Source organism: Paenibacillus sp. KS1, from assembly GCF_001680695.1.
GTDB classification, from domain to species: Bacteria; Bacillota; Bacilli; order Paenibacillales; family Paenibacillaceae; genus Paenibacillus_B; species Paenibacillus_B suaedae.
Genome location: NZ_MAIS01000050.1, coordinates 1 through 21,382 on the forward strand (window position 1 = coordinate 1; position 21,382 = coordinate 21,382).

Genomic DNA, 21,382 nt, shown 5'->3' on the forward strand with positions numbered 1-21,382 from the left:
CTTCGGGTTATGAGCCCGACGAGCTACCAGACTGCTCCACCCCGCGATACGATTCAACAGCTGAACTTCTTCAGCAGCGACAAGTATTACTATACAATAGTTGCATATGTTCAGTCAAGAGAAAAATTAAAAATGTTTGAATAAGTTGTACATGATGGGCTAAGGAAGAAATCGTACCCCGTATTTTCCTCTACGTGATCGATATACTTCAATCTCCTTCATTGCCTCATATCCATAAATCCAAGCATCATGCTCCAGCCGCTGCTGCAAACATCGAGCTTGAAATCTGGAATCGTACAACTTGCCCCAATAGACCCAGTGCACTTTATCACCCTCTTCTTGTCATCAGCTCCCTCCCCTTCCCCTACTATTCCCCAATCGTGCAAAAAAGAACCGGCAAGCTCACTTGGAGCCACCGATTCTTCCTGCATTACGATGATTAACCCTTGTATACGTTTCCTGGAGGAGTATCATTACCGTTCGGATTCTTTTTCGCTTGAATCAAAATTTGGTTCCCTTTTGTTTCCCATTCCTTCAAGGCATCCGCAACGGATTTCTTCTTCTCGATCACTTGCTGCATCAACTCCGTACCAAGCTGATTGATCTGCCAGTAGCTTCCGTCCATCATGAACTTCTCCATATCTGTCTTTGTAGGAGGAACCGGCTTTGTTTTGTAGAACGCACTGACATTAATGTTAGTGCCATCCTTAGGCTTAATGTACTTTTGACGAGATACCATTTCCCAACTGCTGCGGGAACGAAGCTTAGCCCAATCTTCACTATTAATAAACTTCATGAATTCCCAAGCATCGTCTGGGTTCGCTGCTTTTTGATTGATTGCAAAAATATTATACAGCTGAGAACCGCCAGATACTCCAGGAGATTCTGGATGTGACGGAATGGTTACAACATCCCAATCAAACTTCGTAAAGCCTTTGATTTTGTCAGCATTCTTCATGGCATCTGACAATTCCGTATTAATGTAATTATAGTCTCCGATCGCCATCGCAACCTTCCCGGACAGGAAGTTATCATGTCCGAACGGATTTTCATTTTCCGGCGTTTGAACAGGCATTTCAGTACTGTTGGCAGGTGGGACGATTTTCTTGATCGCCAGATCACTTACCGTAGTCCATACTTTTTCCCATTGCGGCGTGTTTACCGTCATCTTCTCGCCTTTTTCATCGAACATACGAAGATTTAATGGCGGAATATATAAATTCATCATATCGCTAAACACATCGGAGCCATTATAACGATTGAAGCTGAAACCATACTTACGATCTGCTCCGTCACCTTTTGACAAGTTCGCCGCAAGCGTAAATACTTGATCCCATGTCATATTATCAGTTGGCGGTGCAATGCCTGCATCACTGAAGAGCTTCTTGTTGAAGAACAGTGCATTTGAGGAGAATGTAGGCGCAAGCCCATACAAGCTGTTGTCTCCCATTGCTTTTATCCCATCAATAACCGTTGGTACAAAGTCAGACAAATCAATACTGTCCTTCTGTACAAGTGGATCAAGCTGCTTCAACATTCCTTCTTCCACAAGCTTGCGGAACTGGAACGAATCCGTGACGATGATGTCAACTGGATTCGCAGAATTCAGCAGCTTTTTCATCGCTTCATAGCGATCCGGCTGTTTCTTCGGATCTCCGGAATTATCATATCGCATATCTGCACCATCAAGTGCTGGTACAAGTTCAATACGGATTCCTTTGTGCGTAATTTCAAATGTATCCGTCCACTGCTGACGGAAGTAGGTATCATCATATCCTCCATACTGCATGCCAATGCGCAATACTCGCTCTTGTCCTGGAACAACCTCATCTTTGTTCGTACAAGCAGCCAGCATTGGGATAATCATCGTCAATACCAGTGTAACCGTCAATAATTTACGTACCCAGTTTTTTTTCATCTGGTTACTCCTCCAATTCCTTAGGTGTGCGGATAATAATTTTGTCTCCGTCTAATTCCATAGATGCCTTGTCTTGAATATCGAGAGCTTCCAAATACTCCTTTGGCACTTGCAATCGACCAACTCGATCAACTACCACGTAGGCTTCATGATGATCCTGAAGCCCGAATCCTTCCTCACCTCCACCAGCATCCAAATTCGGATTACGCTTGATGAATTCTGTGCTAGTTAAGCCGTCACGTATCGCAACGACACGATCCACCTTCCCTGCAAGCGACAAATCATGGGTTACGATGACCACTGTTACCCCTAATTCCCTACTCATACGGCGGAAAATATTCATGATCATATCTGATGTCTGCGTATCCACAGATCCAGTAGGTTCGTCAGCAAGCAGCATCTGTGGGCGATTCGCTAGTGAAATCGCAATGGCCACCCGCTGCTGCTCACCGCCTGATAGCTGTTGCAGCTTATTGTGCATGCGATGACTTAGCCCAACCCATTCAAGCAGTTCCTTCGCATATTTGCGATCCATCTTGCCGGCCAGCATCATCGGCACTTCAACATTCTCTAACGCCGTCAAATAAGGAAGCAAGTTGCGCGCATTGTTCTGCCAGATAAATCCGACAGTATCCCGCTTGTATTCAACAAGCTCTTTATCCGAAATTTTAAGCAGATCCCACTTCCCTACCTGAACGGAGCCGGCGGATGGCCGATCCAACCCGCCGAGTATGTTCAGAAGTGTCGATTTCCCGCTGCCGCTGTTGCCGATAATCGCCATCAGCTCGCCTTGCTTAACAGACAAGTTCAGCCCTTGCAAGGCAACAACTTCAATATCATCTGTTTTGAAAATTTTAACTAGCCCTTCACAATGTATCACCGATTAACGCTCCTCTCCCATCTTCACGGCTTGATGGACACGTAGACGACGAATATGCATGAACAACAAGGTCGCCCCAGTAAAGATCATCACGCCAACGACGATGTACAGCTGGATCGTATCTCGTGATTCAAATACAATCCGGAATGGCGGCACCTGCATCTTGGAGCTTTCTGCCGTCTGTAGGAATGGCAGGAACAAGCGGCTCGCCACCTTCCCAAGCAAAATGCCAAGCAGGATAGAAAGCCCTGCTGTAAATAGCTGTTCCAGCAGCAGCATACCGGTTAGTTGTCTGCGCGACAACCCCATTGCGCGCAAAATTCCGAACTGAAGCACACGTCTTGTCAAGTTAAAGAACCAGAACAACAAATATCCAATCAAGGAGATAATGACGGATATTAAGAAGCCCATACTCAGAATGCCAAATACGCCGCCCCGGGTAGGATGCTTGCTCTGTGTTGCAAGCTCGCTTCGTACATCCGTCACGCTGAATATTTCTATCCCTTTCTTTTGCAGTTCTGTAATGACAGGGCCTAGCGGTGCTTTGTCCTTCATTTTCAACCATACTTCATACGGTGTGATTGGTACTTGATCATAAATATAATCTAAGTTCGCAATAAAGAACGGTTTCTCGTCTGGATACATACTCGGCCAATATGGTAGTACCCCAACAATTACGAATTCAACCAACTGCTCCCCAAATCCGATGGAGATGATGTCGCCTTCCTTCAATTGATACTGCTTCGCGACATTGCTCGGGATAATCACAGCGGATTCCGTATACTTCCCTAGTGCATCCAAATAGCGGAACGGATGGTTTGGGAACAAGTCCTGACGGAACCAGGCAACCTTCGAGAAGTCGACATTGTCGATTCCCATAATCTCACCTTGACCGATTGAACGTCCGGAAATGATTACATTCCCCTTCGTCTTCAGCACTCGTGCGGCTCCTTCAACACCCGGCATCTTTTTGAAGAGCTCGAACGGCGGCTCCGTATAAATCGTCTTGCCCGCCTTCGGCGGTTGGTTGCCACCACCACCTTGCCCTGGATTGCCGCCTCCGCCGCCTCCATTGTTTCCTTTGCCTTTATCCTTATCTCTAATAATCTCTTGTTCAGATTCCCATACCGTTTGGACAATGACGTCCGTACCATATTTGTACAAGGTGCGTTCTGTCGAGTTAATGTCAATCGTGCGAGCTGCCGACGCATTGTATACGCCAAGACCAAGTGTAAGAATAAGCAGAATCATAAGCGGATAATACGTCTTGGCAGAACGGGACAACTGCGTAAGCGTCAAATATAGCGGAACTGGCAGCAGCTTGCCGCCAATCCACTGCACGATTTTAAGAATAAGCGGGAACAATCGTAAAAAGAACAGTCCGCACGCAAAAATCGCGAGTGCCGGCACAAAAAATAGAAATGGCTGTACTTGCAGCTGATCAGAGCTCACTCCTGATTGGAATGTCAACAACTGTCTCTCATTAAGCAGGTAATAGCCATAACCCGCCAAGCCCAGCAGCAGGACATCAAGGAACCAGCGCTGCCATACAGGCTTGCGGTCTGATCGTGCCATCTTCTGCTTCAAGTTCACGATAGATGAACGAGCGAAGACTACTGCTGGTATAATGCTTGCGAACAAGGCAATGACAACTGCAGCCACGCCAAACAAAACAGCATCTGTCGTAAATCCTACCGGAATAGACTTCCGATTTACAAACTCCAGGAAGCCGTTCGCCGAGCCTATTGACTTCGCCATAAACCAGCCGAATATAGGGGCCAATGCCAGAGCCAACAGGCCGAGAATGATTCCTTCCAATAGATAAAGCCATATAATTTGCCGCGTACTTGCTCCACGGCTTCGCAGCACAGCAATATCACTTTGCTGCTTCTCTAGCGATTGACTTGCATTCATCGCAATATAATAGAACACCATTGCAATCATCGGTGCAGCAAGCGTGAACAGCATCATTTGCAACTGTACGCTCTGACTGCGGAATTCATTCAATACCTTCGCGAAGGAAATCTCCACTTGCGTTCCCTTCAGCTTCTGGTACAAATCAATATTCAAGCGTTCCAGCATAGAGCTAAGTGAGGACAACTGACTTGTCTTTACCTCGCGCAGATCAAACGCATAATACCAGCTGGATACAGAGATCGGCAGCTTTTTCTGTTCCATCAAATGATCGAACGTTGCCGGTGAGACGTACAAGGAATTCATCATTCCTTCTAAGCCCTGGAACCAATAAGCACTCGTATCTTCTTTCGGCTTAAAAGTACCTACCAACTTCACCTTCAGCACGGTATCCGTGCCGGTTACTGGGTATTCAAGCTCGTCACCAATATGGAGATCATTGCGGTACATGGCTTCCTCCATCATGACAACCTGCAATGTCCCATTCTGCTCGCCATCTTCATATTCCTTACCCAGTGTCCACTCTACTCGGTCGTTCAAATCGGATAAAGAGCCAAGCGTCATCGTTCGAACCCGGCTGGCATCAACCTTGCTCGGATCTACAGGGTAAACTTCTGTTCCTCGGAGCGAACGCGCATTGACAAAGATTTGAGCTGGAAACCCAACCTGCGCCTTCACATCCTCACGTATGTAACGATCAACTTCCTTTAATTCTTTCGGATCCGTCTTGGTTCCACCTGTCGCCTGGTACTTGATTGACAACGAGCCGGCTGGCATCGCTGCACTATTGTCCTCCAATGTCTTCGAGACAACCCGCTTCAAGGCGCCATCAGCATACATCGGAATGCTGACTGTAAAGGATACAGCCACAATGAGCCCTAGAAGTGTGCTGAACGTAAGCCAGCGGGTATTCCACATTTTCCGGAATAGAAACCGCAACAAAGGAATGCCCATTAGCGACCCACTACTTTCTGTCCAGGCTCAAGTCCTTTTTTGATTTCCAATCTCGTTGCATCCTGTTCACCGATTTCCACGTCAACCTCACGTTTTCCATTGTCATCAACGACTTGAACATAGGTTCTAGCACCAAGCGTGCGAAGTGCGGATGGCGGGATATAGACAACATTGCTGCGTTTCTTCGTAATAATGGTCGCACCAAGCATGGATCCACGCGTTACTGTAGAAGGCAGCTTATCATTCAATGTCACCGTTACATATTTATCAATCCGATCCTGTTCAGGCATATTGCCCCCGCCCGGATTGTTGTTGTTGTTGTTGCCTCCATTGTCCTTGTCTGATGTAGGAGCAGGAAGCGCCTTAACCTTTCCTTTTAAAATTTTGCCTGTCGAATTAATGCTTAGTTCAACATCCATTCCAGGGGCAATTTTCTTCAAATCATCCTTCGGTACATCCACCGTAACAACCAATCGGGATGTATTGGCGATTGTCGCGACAGGGTCATACTTCTTCGTCATATTCCCTTTCTTCGCAGCGACGTTAACGACCGTTCCAGCGAATGGAGCAGTAACCAATCCTTTTGCAATATCGTTTTCTACTTCCGCAATCTTTTCGAGAGCCTCTTCGTATGCGATTTGCTCATCTTCGAATAGAATTGGATCCATCTCATCCTTCTGGCGGAGCGTTTCTTTCATCTTCACTTCCAACTTGCGAAGCTCTCTCCGCTTCGAACGCAGATCCCTTTGCATTTCTTCAACATCAAGTACTGCCAATACCTGACCTGCCTTTACGTTGTCACCGTTCTTGACCTTTACATCCTTGACAGGCTTATTATCAAGCGTGAAGAAGAACGTCTCTTCCTGCTCCGACATTACCTTCCCTGTTGCCTTCACATCAGATATCCATTCGCCCTTCATAACATCATATTCGGGCTTCTTCGAGATTGCTGGCGGCGTAATTGTCGGCAGCGTCTCTTCTTGTTCCTCATCTGGAAGCAAGGAACATGCAGAGGTAAGCATCATGACCCCGCACATCAATATCAGCGCGGAGCGGCGCCATTTCTTCCTTTTATCTACTGCCTTATGAGATGAATTTTCCGTCGACCATTTCATAAACATGATCAGCTACCTCCAAAATTGTAGGATCGTGGGTTGTCATACAGATTGCGATCTTCTCAGAACGTATAATTTGCCGGAATACTCCCATGACCTGTGCACCCATCTGTGAATCAAGTTCTGCTGTAGGTTCATCTGCAAGCAGCAACAGAGGCTTATGCGCGATCGACTTCGCAATCGCAACACGCTGCTGCTCACCGCCGGACATTTCGAACGGACGGTGCTTCATTCGCTTTCCGAGACCAACCAATTCCAAACAATGCTGTACGCGTTCCTTCCATAAATGACGCGGAATGTTCGCCATACGCAGCGACAGCTCGACATTCTCATATGCAGATAACAACGGCATCAAAGCAAACGCCTGAAATATGAATCCGATATCATTGCGTCTTGTAAAGGTGCGCTTGTTATCGCTCCAAGATGAGAGCTCCTCTCCTCGAAAATAAATCTCGCCTTTTGTAGGCAGGTCCAGACCGCCGAGCATGTTAAGAAGAGTCGTTTTCCCTGAACCGGAACGACCTTTCAGCATTACCAACTGACCTGGGTTAACCTGCATATTGATGCCTTTCAGGACATGAAGCTTCTCACTGCCCACTTGGAAGGTTCGTTCCACACCGCGAACTTCGAGGATAGGTTCATCTGTAGCGACAGGAACCGCACGTTCAGGCCATTCTGAAGATGTTTTTTTGTCGTCTATGTATTTCGCCTCATTATTCGCAACTGTCTCGTCCTGATTATGCACTGCGAGATTTGGGGTTGCCTCGTTAGCCTCGACCTCGTCAGCCTGCTTCCGTTTGCGAAGCCATTTCATCCTTATATCTGCCCCTTTCTCGGACATGACGTCAAACTCTCCTCAAGTATAAACGAAAGTTTTGCGTGAAAAGTTACAATGTTCTTAACCGTTTTTCTGTAAAAATGACAAATATTCTGATTATTTTTTGGTAGTCTTTTGTCAGTTCATGACTCTAGCAAAAAAGAGACCCTTCCTCATGATGCAGGAAAGGTCTTCAAGAAATGTTATCTATAGAAATAGAATTCAAAATCAAATTCAAATTCGCCTTCTTTTCTTCTTAGTTGCCCCATGTCGTTGGATCATGACGCCATGCTTGGAGCACATCCATATCTTCGGCTTGAATAACACCATGGTCCAATGCCGTCTGCGTCAGTGCTGTATAGTTCGACAGCGTGCGAAGTGGAATCCCTGCTTCCTCGAATGCAGAAGTTGCTTTTTCCAATTGGTAGCTGAAGATCGCCAGTACTGCCAATGGCTCAGCTCCTGCTTCCTTGACGGCAAGTGCGGCTTTCAAGGAGCTTCCACCTGTAGAAATCAAATCCTCTATGACAACAACCTTCTGTCCAGGACGAATGATTCCCTCAATTTGATTTTGCTTTCCGTGGCCTTTTGCCTTGTCGCGAATATAAGCCATTGGCAAGCCAAGCTTGTCCGCTACCCAAGCAGCATGCGGAATGCCTGCTGTAGCTGTGCCTGCGATAACTTCTGCATCAGGAGCGTATTGTTTCACCAAGGAAGCAAATCCTTCTGCAATTGCATCTCGAATCTCTGGGTAGGACATCGTCAAGCGATTGTCGCAGTAGATTGGAGATTTAATGCCTGACGTCCACGTAAATGGTTCATTTGGACGAAGCGCTACCGCTTGGATATTTAATAGATGCTGTGCAATTGTGCGTTCCAGGTTCGTTGTAGTCATTAGTTCAACAGCTCCTTCATAATAGATAGAATCGCGTCGCGTGGATTCGGTGCAGCAGTTATCGGGCGGCCGACCACAATATAATCTGTTCCTTGCTCAAATGCTTGTGCTGGAGTCATGACACGGGATTGGTCACCCTTTGCACTGCCTGCTGGACGAATCCCAGGCGTAATCGTCTGGAATTCTTCTCCGCAAGCAGCCTTAATTGCAGTTACTTCCTGAGGCGATGCCACAACCCCGTCAAGCCCTGCTAGCTTCGTCAGCTTCGCATAACGTACGACAGTGTCAGCTACCTTGCCAGGAATTCCGAGTTCCTCATTCATGACCGTTTCATTCGTGCTCGTTAATTGCGTGACTGCAATCACGACGGGTCGCTTCAATTCCGCATTTTCAGCCAGTGCCGCTTCAACACCCTCCATAGCAGAAGCCATCATCGCTGCACCGCCGCCGGCATGGACATTGAACATATCAACGCCTAGCTTCGTGATGCTGTTCGCTCCACCCTTAACTGTGTTCGGGATATCATGCATCTTTACATCAAGAAAAATTTTGTAGCCTTTATCCTTCAGCTCGCGAACAAACGCTGGGCCCGCCACATAGAACAACTGCATGCCTACCTTCATATAACAAGGGATTCCTTGCAGCTGCTGCAGCAGCTCTCTCGCTGCGTCTGCATTCGGATAATCCAGTGCGACCATAATTCTGCCCGCCGCTTCTGCCTCGCTCCATCGTTTGTTCATCGTGACACCTCTTCGTATTTTTCTCGTACCTTGCCCCAAGCTTCGTCCATAGCCTATTCATACTCCGAGGAGGCCTTGCGGCCTCCTCGATTCTGCTTCTATTGTGAGACGATACTCGTCTATTTCTTCAGTGATTACTTCTGAACAACCGGCATTGCGCGGGATGAGAAGTTGATTTGCTCCAGCATGCCCAGCAGCGCGCGTACAGTATCCAGCGATGTCATGCAGACTACGCCGTTCTCTACTGCTTCGCGGCGAATGCGGAAGCCATCGCGCTCTGGCGTTTTGCCCTTCGTCAAGGTGTTGACAACGAAGTGCGCCTCTCCTCCGCGGATGAGATCCAGAATGTTAGGCGAGCCTTCTGTCAGTTTCTTGACATTTGTCACGCTCAGACCTGCATTTTCAAGCGCAACCGCTGTTCCACCTGTCGCAATGATCTTGTAGCCAAGGCCCACGAAACCGCGCATCAATTCAACTGCTTCTTCCTTATCCTTATCTGCTACTGTACAGATGATAGCGCCAGTTGAAGGAATCTTCATACCGGAACCGATAAGGCCTTTGTACAATGCCTTCGCATATTGCTTGTCGCGTCCCATAACTTCACCTGTTGATTTCATCTCAGGACCGAGTGTCGGTTCAACGCGGCGCAGCTTCGCGAACGAGAACACAGGAACTTTAACCGATACATGGTCATCTTCTGGCCACAAGCCCTCTTGATAGCCAAGGTCACTCAGCTTCGTACCCAAGATAAGCTTCGTTGCCACATTCGCCATTGGAATGTTCGTCACTTTACTTAAGAATGGAACCGTACGCGAGGAGCGTGGATTCACTTCAATCACATATACTTGGTCATGGTAGATGACGAACTGGATGTTAATCAAGCCGACCGTCTTCAGTTCCTTTGCGATGCGAATCGTAACATCCACGATTTGCTGCTTCAGCTCTTCGGACAAGTGCTGTGGTGGATATACCGCAATCGAGTCACCGGAGTGTACCCCTGCGCGCTCAACATGCTCCATGATACCAGGGATAAGCACCGTCTCGCCATCACAGATGGCATCGACTTCAACCTCTTTGCCAAGCATGTAGCGGTCGATGAGAACCGGATGCTCAGGGTTGATTTTCACTGCTTGCTCCATGTAGGTCAACAGTTCTTGGTCAGAGTACACGATTTCCATTGCGCGTCCGCCCAGAACGTAGGATGGACGAACAAGTACAGGGTAGCCGAGCGATTGTGCCGTACCTACTGCCTCGTCAACAGATGTTACCGTGCTGCCTTGCGGCTGTGCAATATGAAGGCGCGACAGCAAAGCTTCGAATTTCTTCCGGTCTTCCGCTTCATCGATGCTCTCCAAGCTCGAACCGAGAATCCGCACACCAGCAGCTGCCAGCGGTGCTGCAAGGTTGATAGCCGTTTGTCCACCGAATTGGACGATAACCCCTACCGGCTTCTCCTGCTCAATAACATTCATTACGTCTTCGAAGAAGAGCGGCTCGAAGTACAAGCGGTCTGATGTGTTGAAGTCCGTTGATACGGTCTCAGGATTGTTGTTGATGATTACTGCTTCATACCCTGCATCTTGAATCGCCCATACCGCATGTACAGTCGAGTAGTCGAATTCGATACCTTGACCTATGCGAATTGGACCAGAGCCAAGTACTAAGATTTTTTCTTTATTGGATTCAATAACTTCATTTTCTACTTCATAGGTCGAGTAGTAGTACGGTGTTGTCGCTTCGAACTCTGCCGCACATGTATCGACCATTTTATAGACAGGCTTCAAGCCTTGTTGTACCCGATAGTCACGAACCTCGGCTTCCTTCGTGTAAGTGCCGCCAGGCTGGCCTTCACTGCGCAGTTCAGCAATCGCGCGGTCTGTGCAGCCCATGCGCTTCGCTTCGTAGAGCGTTTGCTCAGACAGTGTTTCTTCTTCACGAATGCGGTCTTCAAACTTGATCATGCCTTCCAGCTTGTCGAGGAACCACCAGTCGATTTTCGAGAGATCCTGCAACTGCTGCAGTGTATATCCGCGGCGGAATGCTTCTGCCAGCAAGAACATGCGCTCATCATCTGGTGTTTGCAGACGATATTCCAATGTTTCTTTGTCCAGCTCTTCCGTACCTTTCAACATCAAGCGATGTACGCCGATTTCCAGGGAGCGGATTGCCTTGTGCATGGACTCTTCGAATGTACGTCCGATGGCCATGACTTCGCCTGTTGCTTTCATTTGCGTACCTAGCTTGCGGTTCGCTTGTGTGAATTTATCGAACGGCCAGCGCGGAATCTTCGATACGATGTAGTCGAGTGTAGGCTCGAAGCATGCGTATGTTTGACCCGTAACTGGGTTCATGATTTCGTCAAGTGTGTAGCCGACCGCGATTTTCGCTGCCATCTTCGCAATCGGATAGCCTGTTGCTTTCGAAGCGAGTGCAGAAGAGCGGCTGACACGAGGGTTAACCTCGATGACGTAGTATTGATAGCTGTGTGGATCCAGCGCGAACTGAACGTTACATCCACCTTCAATGTTGAGTGCGCGGATGATTTTAAGTGATGCGGAGCGCAGCATTTGATACTCGCGATCCGACAGCGTTTGGCTCGGTGCTACGACGATACTGTCGCCTGTATGGACACCTACCGGGTCGAAGTTCTCCATGTTGCAGACTACGATACAGTTGTCGTTCGCGTCACGCATAACTTCATACTCGACTTCCTTCATGCCCGCGATGCTCTTCTCAATCAAGCACTGTCCGATTGGACTGTAGCGGATACCTGATGCAACCGTATCGCGCAATTCTTCTTCGTTCGCGCAAATACCGCCACCTGTACCCCCAAGCGTATAAGCAGGGCGGACGATAATTGGGTACCCAATCGTATTTGCGAAGTCAACTGCTTCCTGTACCGAGTTGACAATAACACTTTCCGGTACCGGCTGCTCCAGTTCACGCATCAGGTCGCGGAACAAGTCACGGTCTTCTGCGCGCTCAATGGAATCCAGCTGCGTCCCGAGAAGCTTCACGTTCTCTTGCTCAAGCACACCTGCACGAGCAAGTTCCATAGCCATATTCAAGCCAGTCTGGCCACCCAGTGTCGGAAGCAATCCATCTGGGCGCTCTTGGCGGATAATCTGTGTTACAAACTCCAGAGTAATCGGCTCGATATACACCTTATCGGCCATATTTGTATCTGTCATAATCGTAGCTGGGTTGCTGTTGATGAGAACGACTTCCATGCCTTCTTCTTTCAGTGCTTCACATGCTTGTGTTCCTGCATAGTCGAACTCGGCTGCCTGACCGATTACGATCGGGCCTGATCCGATAACAAGGATTTTCTTGAGGTCGTTATTTTTCGGCATTTTATAGTTCCCCTTTCAGCTGTGCTACGAGCTCCGCTTGGCGCGGAGTCTTAGGTTGATTGCGTTTATGCTCTCGAATCATATCAATGAATTGGTCGAACAAGTAGCTGCTATCATGAGGACCAGGAGCCGCTTCTGGGTGATATTGTACCGAGAAGGCTGGGTACTTCGCATGTGCAAGTCCTTCAATTGTTTTATCGTTATTGTTGATATGAGTTACTTTCAATTCCGTACCTTGCACCGAATCCTCCAGAACTGTATATCCATGGTTCTGAGAAGTAATATAACAGCGATTCGTTGCGAGCTCTTTAACCGGATGGTTTCCACCGCGATGGCCGAACTTCAATTTCCCAGTGTCAGCTCCGCAAGCGAGTGCGAACAATTGGTGTCCCAAGCAGATACCGAAGATTGGGTACTCTTCAAGAAGCTCTTGCAGCATCTTCACAGCATGCGGCACATCCTTCGGATCCCCAGGGCCGTTGGACAATTGAATTCCATCAGGGCGCAAGCGTCGAATTTCGTCTGCTGTTGTGTCATGTGGAACTACTACCACATCACAGCCGCGCTTTGTCAGCTCGCGCACGATACCGCTCTTCGCGCCGAAGTCGACAAGAACGATGCGTTCTTTGTCACCAGGGCTGGAGAACAGCTGCTTCGTTGAAGTGCGTGCTACTTGATCCCGCATCAATTCCGCAACACCTAGCATTTCCTTCAATTCTTCTATTGATTGCTTGCCTGTTGTCAGCAATCCCTTCATCGTACCGAAGTGACGAAGCTTGCGAGTCAGCATGCGCGTATCGATGCCGCTGATGCCTACGATGCCGTATTCTTTCAGGAGACGGTCTACCGAATACTCAGCGCGCCAGTTGCTAGGAACTTCTTCATGTCTGCGCACGACGAACCCGTTTACGTAAGGACGAATGGATTCGAAGTCATCGCGCGTAATGCCGTAATTGCCAATCAGCGGGTACGTCATCGTTACAATTTGTCCACAGTAAGATGGGTCGGACAATACCTCTTGATATCCTGTAATCCCTGTATTAAATACAACCTCACCTACAGACTCACCGTCTGCACCGAACCCCGTTCCTGTAAAGAGGGTACCATCTTCCAACAACAATCTTGCTTGCATGTCCGTCACTCCTCGCTCTCTATCTTGTGCACTTCACGTTGCTATTCTTATCTATCTATATTGGACTATCTATCAATCTTGTTACTTGCTCCATACAAGACGGCCGTCTACGAATGTCTTCACTGGCCATCCCTTCAAGCTCCAATCTGTGAACGGCGTATTCCGTCCCTTAGTCAAGAATTCGTCCGGATTCACCTTATGCTCGGTTTCCAAGTCAATAACCGTAATGTCTGCCGGCGCTCCTTCTTCAAGACGTCCTGTATTCAAGCCGAACGTTCTTGCCGGGTCGCTTGTCATGCGATTGATGAGCAGAGATAGCGGCCATTTGCCTGTCGCTACAAATTTCGTATAAAGGAGAGGGAATGCTGTTTCCAATCCGACAATACCGAACGGTGCAAGCTCCATCCCTTTGGCTTTCTCTTCTTCACTATGTGGTGCATGGTCTGTTACGACAATGTCGATTGTGCCATCTACCAGCGCCTCAATGCAGGCTTCTACATCGCGAGGCGAGCGAAGCGGTGGATTCATCTTCCAGTTTGCATCCAATCCCGGGATATCTTCATCTGAGAGAAGCAGGTGATGTGGACATATCTCTGCAGTCACCTTCACACCGAACTGCTTCGCTTGACGGATAAGCCGAACGGACTGTTCTGTGCTAACGTGGCACACATGATAATGTACGCCTGTCGCTTCTGCCAGCAGCACATCCCGGCCTACATGAATCGCTTCCGATTAATTCGGAATCCCCTTCAATCCATGCTTGCGGGCGAACTCTCCATCTGTTACTGCCGCACCTTTAACTAGCGAATCATCTTCACAGTGTGCGATAACCGGCATGCCCAGTTCCTTGGCCCAGTTCATCGCATCCTTCATCATTTGGGCATTCTGTACACCAACCCCATCGTCAGTGAAGCCGACAACACCAGCATTTTTCAAGGCTACAAAGTCTGTAAGCTCTCTTCCCAGCTCACTCTTCGTAATCGAGCCATAAGGCAAGACCTTCACATAGCCTTCTTGCTCTGCTTTATCGAGAATAAGTTGTACCGTTTCTGGTGTGTCTGTGACTGGACGCGTGTTCGGCATACATGCGATTGTTGTAAATCCACCCTTTGCCGCGGAGTGAGTACCTGTTGCAATCGTTTCTTTATGTTCAAAGCCAGGCTCTCTCAAATGAACGTGCATGTCGATGAAGCCTGCCGATACGAATTTGCCTTCGATGTCATGAACTTCTGCTCCCGCTGGAGCTGCTTCTTCGCGATTCGTAATCCGACGGATGACGCCTTCTTCCATCCAAATGTTAGCGTCCACCAATTCGCCTTCGGTATTTAATATCTTTGCATTTGTTAATACGATCATCGGTTTCTCTCTCCTTACGGTGCAATTGTGAAGTGTTCGTCCATCTGGTTGGTATCTTTCAATTTCAATCTATCGATTTCTTCTATATAAGAAGTGATTCCTATGAGAGTGCTCGCTCCAGTACTGCCATCCGTACGGGAACCCCGTTTGCCATTTGCTCGAAGATTCGCGACTGTTCTGCTTCAACGACCTCGTCATCAATTTCTACATTGCGATTGACAGGGGCTGGATGCATAACAATCGCATGTTTCTTCATCAATGCGACGCGTTCAAGCGTCATGCCATACTCTGACCGGTACGCCGCTGTCGAGTGCATCACTTCTGATTCATGACGCTCAAGCTGTACGCGAAGCATCATGACTACATCTGACTGCAGCGCTTCATCCATCGTCACATACGGTGCATCCAAATCATGAGCACGCATATTATCCGGTGCACAGAAGCTTACGTTCGCTCCGAACTTGCGAAGCGCGTATAAATTAGAGCGTGCCACTCGGCTGTGCTCAATATCTCCGACTATCGTGACATTCAGTCCATCTAGCTGTCCAAAATGCTTGCGCATTGTGTACAGGTCTAGGAGTGCCTGTGTGGGATGCTCATTATTCCCGTCGCCTGCGTTGATCAGCGGCATCTTGACGCGTTCCGCAATTTGTTCCAAGAGCCCAATCGGCTTCAAGCGGATAACCCCTGCATCCATACCCATAGATTCGAGTGTTCGAACCGTATCGTAGATTGATTCGCCCTTCTCTACACTCGAGGAGGATGCAGAGAAGTTGATAACCTCTGCACCCAGACGCTTCTCGGCTACTTCGAACGAACAGCGGGTGCGCGTGCTGTTCTCGAAAAACATGTTGGCTACAAATTTATTTTTTAATGCATCTTGTACTTTAGCACCCTGCCCATCCCAATGTGCGGCTCGATTCAATATGGATTCGATTTCGAATCTGCTTAGTGACTTTAAGCCCAGTAAGCTGCGGTCTTTTACCGTACGTTCCAACTGTATTGTCATTGCTGCTACCCCCTGTGGTGTACGATTTTCACTTCATCGATGCCGTCTAATTCCTTCAAGGCAACTTCAATCTCTTCGGTGCGTGAAGTCGGTACATTTTTACCAACATAATCAGGTCGAATCGGCAATTCCCGATGCCCTCGGTCTGCCAGGACCGCCAGCTGAATCATTTGCGGTCGGCCTTGATCCATTAGTGCATCCATTGCTGCGCGAATCGTCCGTCCCGTATAGAGCACATCGTCGCACAAGATAATTTTCTTATCCTGTATTGGGAATGGCTCGCTAATGTCTGCCGCCTCCCGTTCTTCCCGCTTCTTATCATCGCGATATCTCGTAATGTCCAGCTCTCCGACTTGAATGTTCACATTCTCAATCAGTTGGATTCGTTCAGCAATGCGCCTTGCGAAGAAGATCCCTCTTGTCCGGATTCCGACAAGTACACAGTTTTCAATGCCTTTATTTCGTTCGAGAATTTCGTGTGCAATCCGTGTAAGTGCTCGTCGAATCGCTGCTTCATCCATAATGATATTGAATTCGGTCTTGCTCATTTAGATTTTGTCTCCTTCCGTATTCCCGCCCTTACTCGAGTAAGGACTAGGCTGTATATCGATAGTGTGCGCAGATACAAAAAAACTCCTTGCCCGTAGGCAAGGAGTTGTGTGCATTCACGATATGCGCCGAAAGAAGCTGCATGAAGCTACAGCGCAGAAGTAGAAGCTCTTCGCAATCCATCATAGCTCTCGGCATCTAACGGACATGCTTCTTCCTTCCGCTCTTCACGTGTTCTTTCTCGTAAACGAGCGTTACCTTGCCAGTCTCACGGGACTGATTTAAAGGTCTTATTTGATTAACTGGATTATCCCACTTCTCACGATCCATGTCAAGCAATAGTACTCACATAAATTTTAGAAAATATATTCAACATCGGTAAGTCTGCGCTTGAGCTCACTCATTACACGCTTCTCTTCCGCCTCGCCCCGGGCTTGGAACGTAACCGAAAACCGAATAAAGCTTCCTGCATCATCCCAAGGCACTGTCGAGATTAACTTCTCTCGAATTAAATATTGGGAGAAGTCCTCAGCCGATCTGAATTCTGGCCCGCCCTGCACCGCCTTTGGCGCTTCAACATAGAGGAAGAAGGAACCTTGCGGCTTAACGGCACGGAATCCCGCTTCATTAAGTGCTGCAACCAGCAGGTCATGACGGCGAGAGTATTTGTCAGCGATCGCTTCCGTAATCTCTGGATGAGCCAGGCCGTATGCCGCTGCCTTCTGGATCGCGATGAACTGGCCGGAATCGTTATTGTCCTTGACGTCACCGAATGCCTTCACAATAAGTGGATTGCCGGCAATAAAGCCAATGCGCCATCCCGTCATGTTGTACGACTTGGACAAGGAATGGAGCTCAACCCCAACGTCCTTCGCTCCAGGTACGCTCAAGAAGCTTAGCGGCTTGTTGCCGTCATAGGTCAACGCTGCGTAAGGGGCATCATGTACAATGATGACCTTGTGCTGATTCGCCCAAGCAATGGCCTTGGTAAAGAACTCAACACTCGCTACTGCTCCAGTTGGATTGTTCGGATAGTTCAAATAGAGCAGCTTGGCCCGTTGGCACACCTCTTCAGGGATAGCATCCAAATCAGGCAAAAAGTTATTGTCCGCCGTAAGTGGAATGTTATACACTTCTCCGCCTAAATATTTCGTGTGCGTACCCATTACCGGATAGCCAGGAACCGTCATAATCGTAATGTCCCCTGGATTGATGAAGCAGGAAGGCAGCATCGCAAGCGCTGGCTTCGTACCAATGGAATGAAGCACCTCAGTATCTGGATCAATCCCTTCGACCTGAAATACTTCTTTCAAATAGGTTGCCGCAGCATGCTTAAACTCTGCAATGCCATTATCAGCGTAACCGCGGTTTTCGGGCTTGGACGCTTCTTTTGCCAATGCAGCCACGATACCTGCGTCAGCCATTTCATCCGGTTCACCGACACCCATATCGATCAATTCCACATCAGGGAACTGTAATTTGGCAGCAGCCTTAGCTCGTTTAATCTTTTCAAATTTGTAGATATTCGTGTCTTTTCCGTAATTGGCTCCGCCAATTCGCTCTGCAAATGTATGTTGAATATATGTGTTTTGATAAAATTCTGTCGTCATCTTATCCAGCCCCTTCTCCTGCACCAGTCTTATATCGGTTATGATGCCAATGTATTAACTATGCTTGATAATGACGACGAAAGGAATGAACGATCTTCAATACAATTTGCACTTTTTTTACACGAATATTAGATTATATACTGTTTTGCAACTAAATATCATGGGTTGATTTGCATAATTACGACTGTAAAACAACTATCTATTGCGAATGGAATGAAGCAAGTTTTCCATGTCTTCAGGAAGCGGAGCATGAAGTTCCACCGTCTCCCCGCTTGTAGGATGTACGAATCCTAGCGTCATGGCATGCAATGCCTGTCCATTCATAGTCAGACCGCGTGTCCCTCGACTATACATTGGATCCCCGACAAGAGGATGACCAATGAATTTCATATGCACACGGATCTGATGTGTACGGCCTGTCTCCAATTGCAATTCAACAAGGGTCGCGTCCCCGAACCGCTCCATCACCTTAAAATGTGTTACCGCATGCTTGCTGTTATTCTCGGTTACGGTGTACATCTTCCGATCATGGGTATCACGCCCAATTGGGGCGTCGATTGTTCCTTGATCATGAGGCACATTCCCATGCACAAGCGCCACATATTTCCGAGTAACCGAGTGCTCTTTCAGCTGTGCTGCAAGGTGAACATGTGCGCGATCATGCTTGGCCGCCATCAGCAAGCCTGATGTATCCTTATCAATGCGGTGAACAATTCCAGGCCGAAGTTCGCCGTTAATACCAGACAAATCATGGCAATGGAACATCAATGCATTAACAACCGTCCCCGACGTATGTCCTGGTGCTGGATGGACAACCATACCGCGCGGCTTATTGATTACAATAACGTCCTTGTCTTCAAAATATACATCCAGCGGAATATCCTCAGCTACAATATCAGCAGACTCCGGCTCAGGCATTGTCAGTGTGATGACATCTTCGGCTGCTACTTTATAGTTCGGCTTCACTGGATTACCATTCACGAGCACATGCTGATCACGTATCCATAGTTGTACTTGTGACCGAGAAACCTCTTCTTCAATTGACTCTGTAATAAATTTGTCGATCCGATCTTTCGCATTAGCCGACTCGACCGTCCATATGTATGGCTCTCGACCTTCGTCCCCTGCTTGTTCTTGCATTTGATGTTCTTCTGTCATTGCTTACAATCCCCTCTATGCTAATCCTATGCTTGGTTCGATGAATGATCTTGTTGTTCTGCAGGTGTACCCGTGCCGGATTGATTCTCCCGCTTCACGGTTACGAGCGCATCAAGCAGTACCAGTCCTACACCGATACAGATTCCCATATCCGCTACATTGAATATTGGGAACGTGTACGACCCGAAATTGAACTGCAGGAAATCAACAACTTCCCCTGTAAGCAGACGGTCGATAAAATTGCCGATCGCCCCACCTAAGATCAAGCTGAGTCCCAGTGGCAATATGACCCCACTCTGATGTTTAATCTTCTGCATATACCATACAAGTCCGATTACTACCACTGTCGTAACGACAATGAAGAACCAGCGCTGATTTTCCAAAATGCTGAAGGCCGCCCCCGTATTCCGATGCGACGTAATCAAGAAGAAGTTACCGATTACCGAAATTTTTTCTCTCAGTTGCAAATTCGTAGCGATCATCCATTTGCTTACTTGATCAATCAGCAAAACGATAAAGGCGATAATATAGTACCACACGTGCCACAGTCACCTCATTTAATTTTTATTAAGTGTGAAAGAACTTGAAGCTGTGCTCATTGTATCACAGGAGCCGAACCCAAACCAATCCAACGCCTACGCCATTTACCACGCAGGAACGTCCTTCAACTTGCACATGCTAGACATAAGTTACGCCAACTCGAAAGGAGCGTTCTGCACGAATGAATCGACTATCCTCTGAACAATTAAACAGCTTGCAACAACAATTGCTGCAATCCAAGGCTCAGATCGAGCGCCGTCTTCATCACGGAGATCATTATGGTCTGTCCAATTCCTTACGTGAAAACACAGGAGAGCTGTCCACACTGGACAATCACCCCGCGGACGTTGGTACTGAGATGTTCGAGCGCGGTAAGGACATCGCACTAAATGAGCACGATGAAATATTGCTTGAACGCATTGATACTGCCCTATCCCGCATGGATATGGGACAATACGGCAAGTGTGTTGTATGCGGCAAAGACATCCCTTATGAACGTCTTGAAGCCGTCCCTTCCACGATGTATTGCGTCGAGCATTCCCCTGAGCAGATTGTGTCCGAACGTCGGCCGGTCGAAGAACAGTTTCTTATGCCTCCATTCGGGAGGACTAGCCTTGACGAAGATACGCAAAATGGCTTCGACGGTGAAGATGCTTGGCAAATAGTCGAGTCCTGGGGGACATCCAATACACCTGCCATGCATGAAGAACGCGACGTCGATGATTACGGCAATCTCTACATCGAAGCATCCGAAGAACTCGATGGCTGTGTTGAAGCCTATGAGAGCTTTGTCGCTACGGATATGACAGGACGCCATGTAACTATCGTTCGCAATCGTCAATATCGTCAATATATGGATAACCAAGAGGGCGTCGGGTTATTCGAGCCTGATCAAGAATATGATGCCGATTACGATGGGAGTCAATAGAACTTCGCATCAAGCTGATGTTGAACAATTCGTACAATGTCAGCGATAAAATCACCGATGATAGGCAGATTGAGCGCCCCTAAATATTGCAAAATGTAGACAATGATAGCCGTAAATAGCGTAAATCCAATCGCAATTCCAACACCGCGGGCCGCTCCACCCATGAGATTCACCCAGATCAGCTTGCGCGGATTGAACAGCAATTCATTGTATTCTGAAATTCTAGACTTCTCCATCGCTTGTGCGATTTGCAGCGTATAATCATGAATGCTCTTCATCATTTTTTTAGCATCTTCTTCATCTTGGGGAGAGGTGATCGAGCTGCCTGCTTTCGATTCTCCCTGGGTATCCAATGAACTCGAATCCGTCAGTTGCTCCTTACCCTTGGTTATGCGAGTATCATCCTCTTGTTGAATTATTGTTTGTTCACGCTCGGCACTTGGGTTATGCGGATTTGTAGAATTGTTCGAATCATGCTCTGTCATGACAGACATTTCCTCCTCTGTGAAAGCCG

The 21,382-nt window shown here is 47.8% G+C and carries 17 protein-coding genes and 1 pseudogene; 1 reads left to right on the top strand and 17 read right to left on the bottom strand.

The window, feature by feature from the left end:
* Positions 1–159: 159 nt before the first annotated feature.
* From BBG47_RS29970 to lspA, 16 genes and pseudogenes are all read right to left on the bottom strand, one after another.
* Positions 160–324, bottom strand: a complete 165-nt coding sequence (locus BBG47_RS29970; protein WP_175400557.1) for a hypothetical protein — start codon at positions 322–324, stop codon at positions 160–162.
* A gap of 115 nt (positions 325–439) precedes the next feature.
* The gene (locus BBG47_RS16950) at positions 440–1,918 is read right to left on the bottom strand and encodes an ABC transporter substrate-binding protein (RefSeq protein WP_065292671.1); all 1,479 of its coding nucleotides are present in this window, start codon (positions 1,916–1,918) and stop codon (positions 440–442) included.
* 4 nt (positions 1,919–1,922) lie between these two features.
* On the bottom strand, positions 1,923–2,798 hold the full coding sequence (locus BBG47_RS16955) for an ABC transporter ATP-binding protein (RefSeq protein ID WP_021256723.1): 876 nt from the start codon (positions 2,796–2,798) through the stop codon (positions 1,923–1,925).
* Positions 2,799–2,801: 3 nt separating this feature from the next.
* On the bottom strand, positions 2,802–5,666 hold the full coding sequence (locus BBG47_RS16960) for an FtsX-like permease family protein (protein WP_065292672.1): 2,865 nt from the start codon (positions 5,664–5,666) through the stop codon (positions 2,802–2,804).
* Complete coding sequence (locus BBG47_RS16965; protein ID WP_021256725.1) at positions 5,666–6,787, bottom strand: efflux RND transporter periplasmic adaptor subunit; 1,122 nt, start codon at positions 6,785–6,787, stop codon at positions 5,666–5,668. Before BBG47_RS16965 ends, BBG47_RS16960 begins: the two co-directional genes overlap by 1 nt.
* Positions 6,750–7,622: an ABC transporter ATP-binding protein gene (locus BBG47_RS16970; RefSeq protein WP_021256726.1), complete on the bottom strand. Its 873-nt coding sequence runs from the start codon at positions 7,620–7,622 to the stop codon at positions 6,750–6,752. The genes BBG47_RS16965 and BBG47_RS16970 overlap by 38 nt, the downstream gene beginning before the upstream one ends.
* Before the next feature lie 232 nt (positions 7,623–7,854).
* Entirely contained in the window at positions 7,855–8,493 is a 639-nt protein-coding gene (pyrE, locus tag BBG47_RS16975; protein ID WP_065292673.1) for an orotate phosphoribosyltransferase, read from the bottom strand.
* Entirely contained in the window at positions 8,493–9,233 is a 741-nt protein-coding gene (pyrF, locus tag BBG47_RS16980) for an orotidine-5'-phosphate decarboxylase (RefSeq protein WP_065292674.1), read from the bottom strand. Before pyrF ends, pyrE begins: the two co-directional genes overlap by 1 nt.
* A gap of 134 nt (positions 9,234–9,367) precedes the next feature.
* Complete coding sequence (carB, locus tag BBG47_RS16985; protein ID WP_065292675.1) at positions 9,368–12,586, bottom strand: carbamoyl-phosphate synthase large subunit; 3,219 nt, start codon at positions 12,584–12,586, stop codon at positions 9,368–9,370.
* Between the two features lies 1 nt (position 12,587).
* Positions 12,588–13,718 (bottom strand): glutamine-hydrolyzing carbamoyl-phosphate synthase small subunit, encoded by a 1,131-nt coding sequence (gene carA / locus BBG47_RS16990; RefSeq protein WP_065292676.1) that lies wholly within the window; start codon positions 13,716–13,718, stop codon positions 12,588–12,590.
* An 81-nt stretch (positions 13,719–13,799) separates the two neighbouring features.
* Positions 13,800–15,074 (bottom strand): annotated as a pseudogene (locus tag BBG47_RS16995) (dihydroorotase).
* Between the two features lie 100 nt (positions 15,075–15,174).
* Positions 15,175–16,083, bottom strand: a complete 909-nt coding sequence (locus BBG47_RS17000) for an aspartate carbamoyltransferase catalytic subunit (RefSeq protein ID WP_065292677.1) — start codon at positions 16,081–16,083, stop codon at positions 15,175–15,177.
* A 5-nt stretch (positions 16,084–16,088) separates the two neighbouring features.
* A complete protein-coding gene (gene pyrR / locus BBG47_RS17005) occupies positions 16,089–16,631 on the bottom strand; it encodes a bifunctional pyr operon transcriptional regulator/uracil phosphoribosyltransferase PyrR (RefSeq protein ID WP_065292678.1) in 543 nt (180 codons plus the stop codon).
* Positions 16,632–16,988: 357 nt separating this feature from the next.
* On the bottom strand, positions 16,989–18,242 hold the full coding sequence (locus BBG47_RS17010; protein ID WP_065292679.1) for an LL-diaminopimelate aminotransferase: 1,254 nt from the start codon (positions 18,240–18,242) through the stop codon (positions 16,989–16,991).
* Between the two features lie 195 nt (positions 18,243–18,437).
* Complete coding sequence (locus BBG47_RS17015; protein WP_065292680.1) at positions 18,438–19,400, bottom strand: RluA family pseudouridine synthase; 963 nt, start codon at positions 19,398–19,400, stop codon at positions 18,438–18,440.
* Between the two features lie 26 nt (positions 19,401–19,426).
* Positions 19,427–19,939: a signal peptidase II gene (gene lspA, locus BBG47_RS17020; RefSeq protein ID WP_065292681.1), complete on the bottom strand. Its 513-nt coding sequence runs from the start codon at positions 19,937–19,939 to the stop codon at positions 19,427–19,429.
* A 182-nt stretch (positions 19,940–20,121) separates the two neighbouring features.
* On the opposite strand from lspA, the gene BBG47_RS17025 reads away from it, so the two are divergent.
* Positions 20,122–20,868 carry a TraR/DksA C4-type zinc finger protein gene (locus tag BBG47_RS17025; RefSeq protein WP_065292682.1) on the top strand — a complete coding sequence of 249 codons (747 nt, stop codon included), beginning with the start codon at positions 20,122–20,124 and terminating at the stop codon, positions 20,866–20,868.
* Here the strand turns inward: BBG47_RS17025 and BBG47_RS17030 are convergent.
* Positions 20,862–21,185, bottom strand: coding sequence for a DUF5665 domain-containing protein (locus tag BBG47_RS17030; RefSeq protein ID WP_414813124.1), 324 nt, complete (start codon positions 21,183–21,185; stop codon positions 20,862–20,864). The two genes, BBG47_RS17025 and BBG47_RS17030, sit on opposite strands and share 7 nt — an antisense overlap.
* Positions 21,186–21,382: the final 197 nt, after the last annotated feature.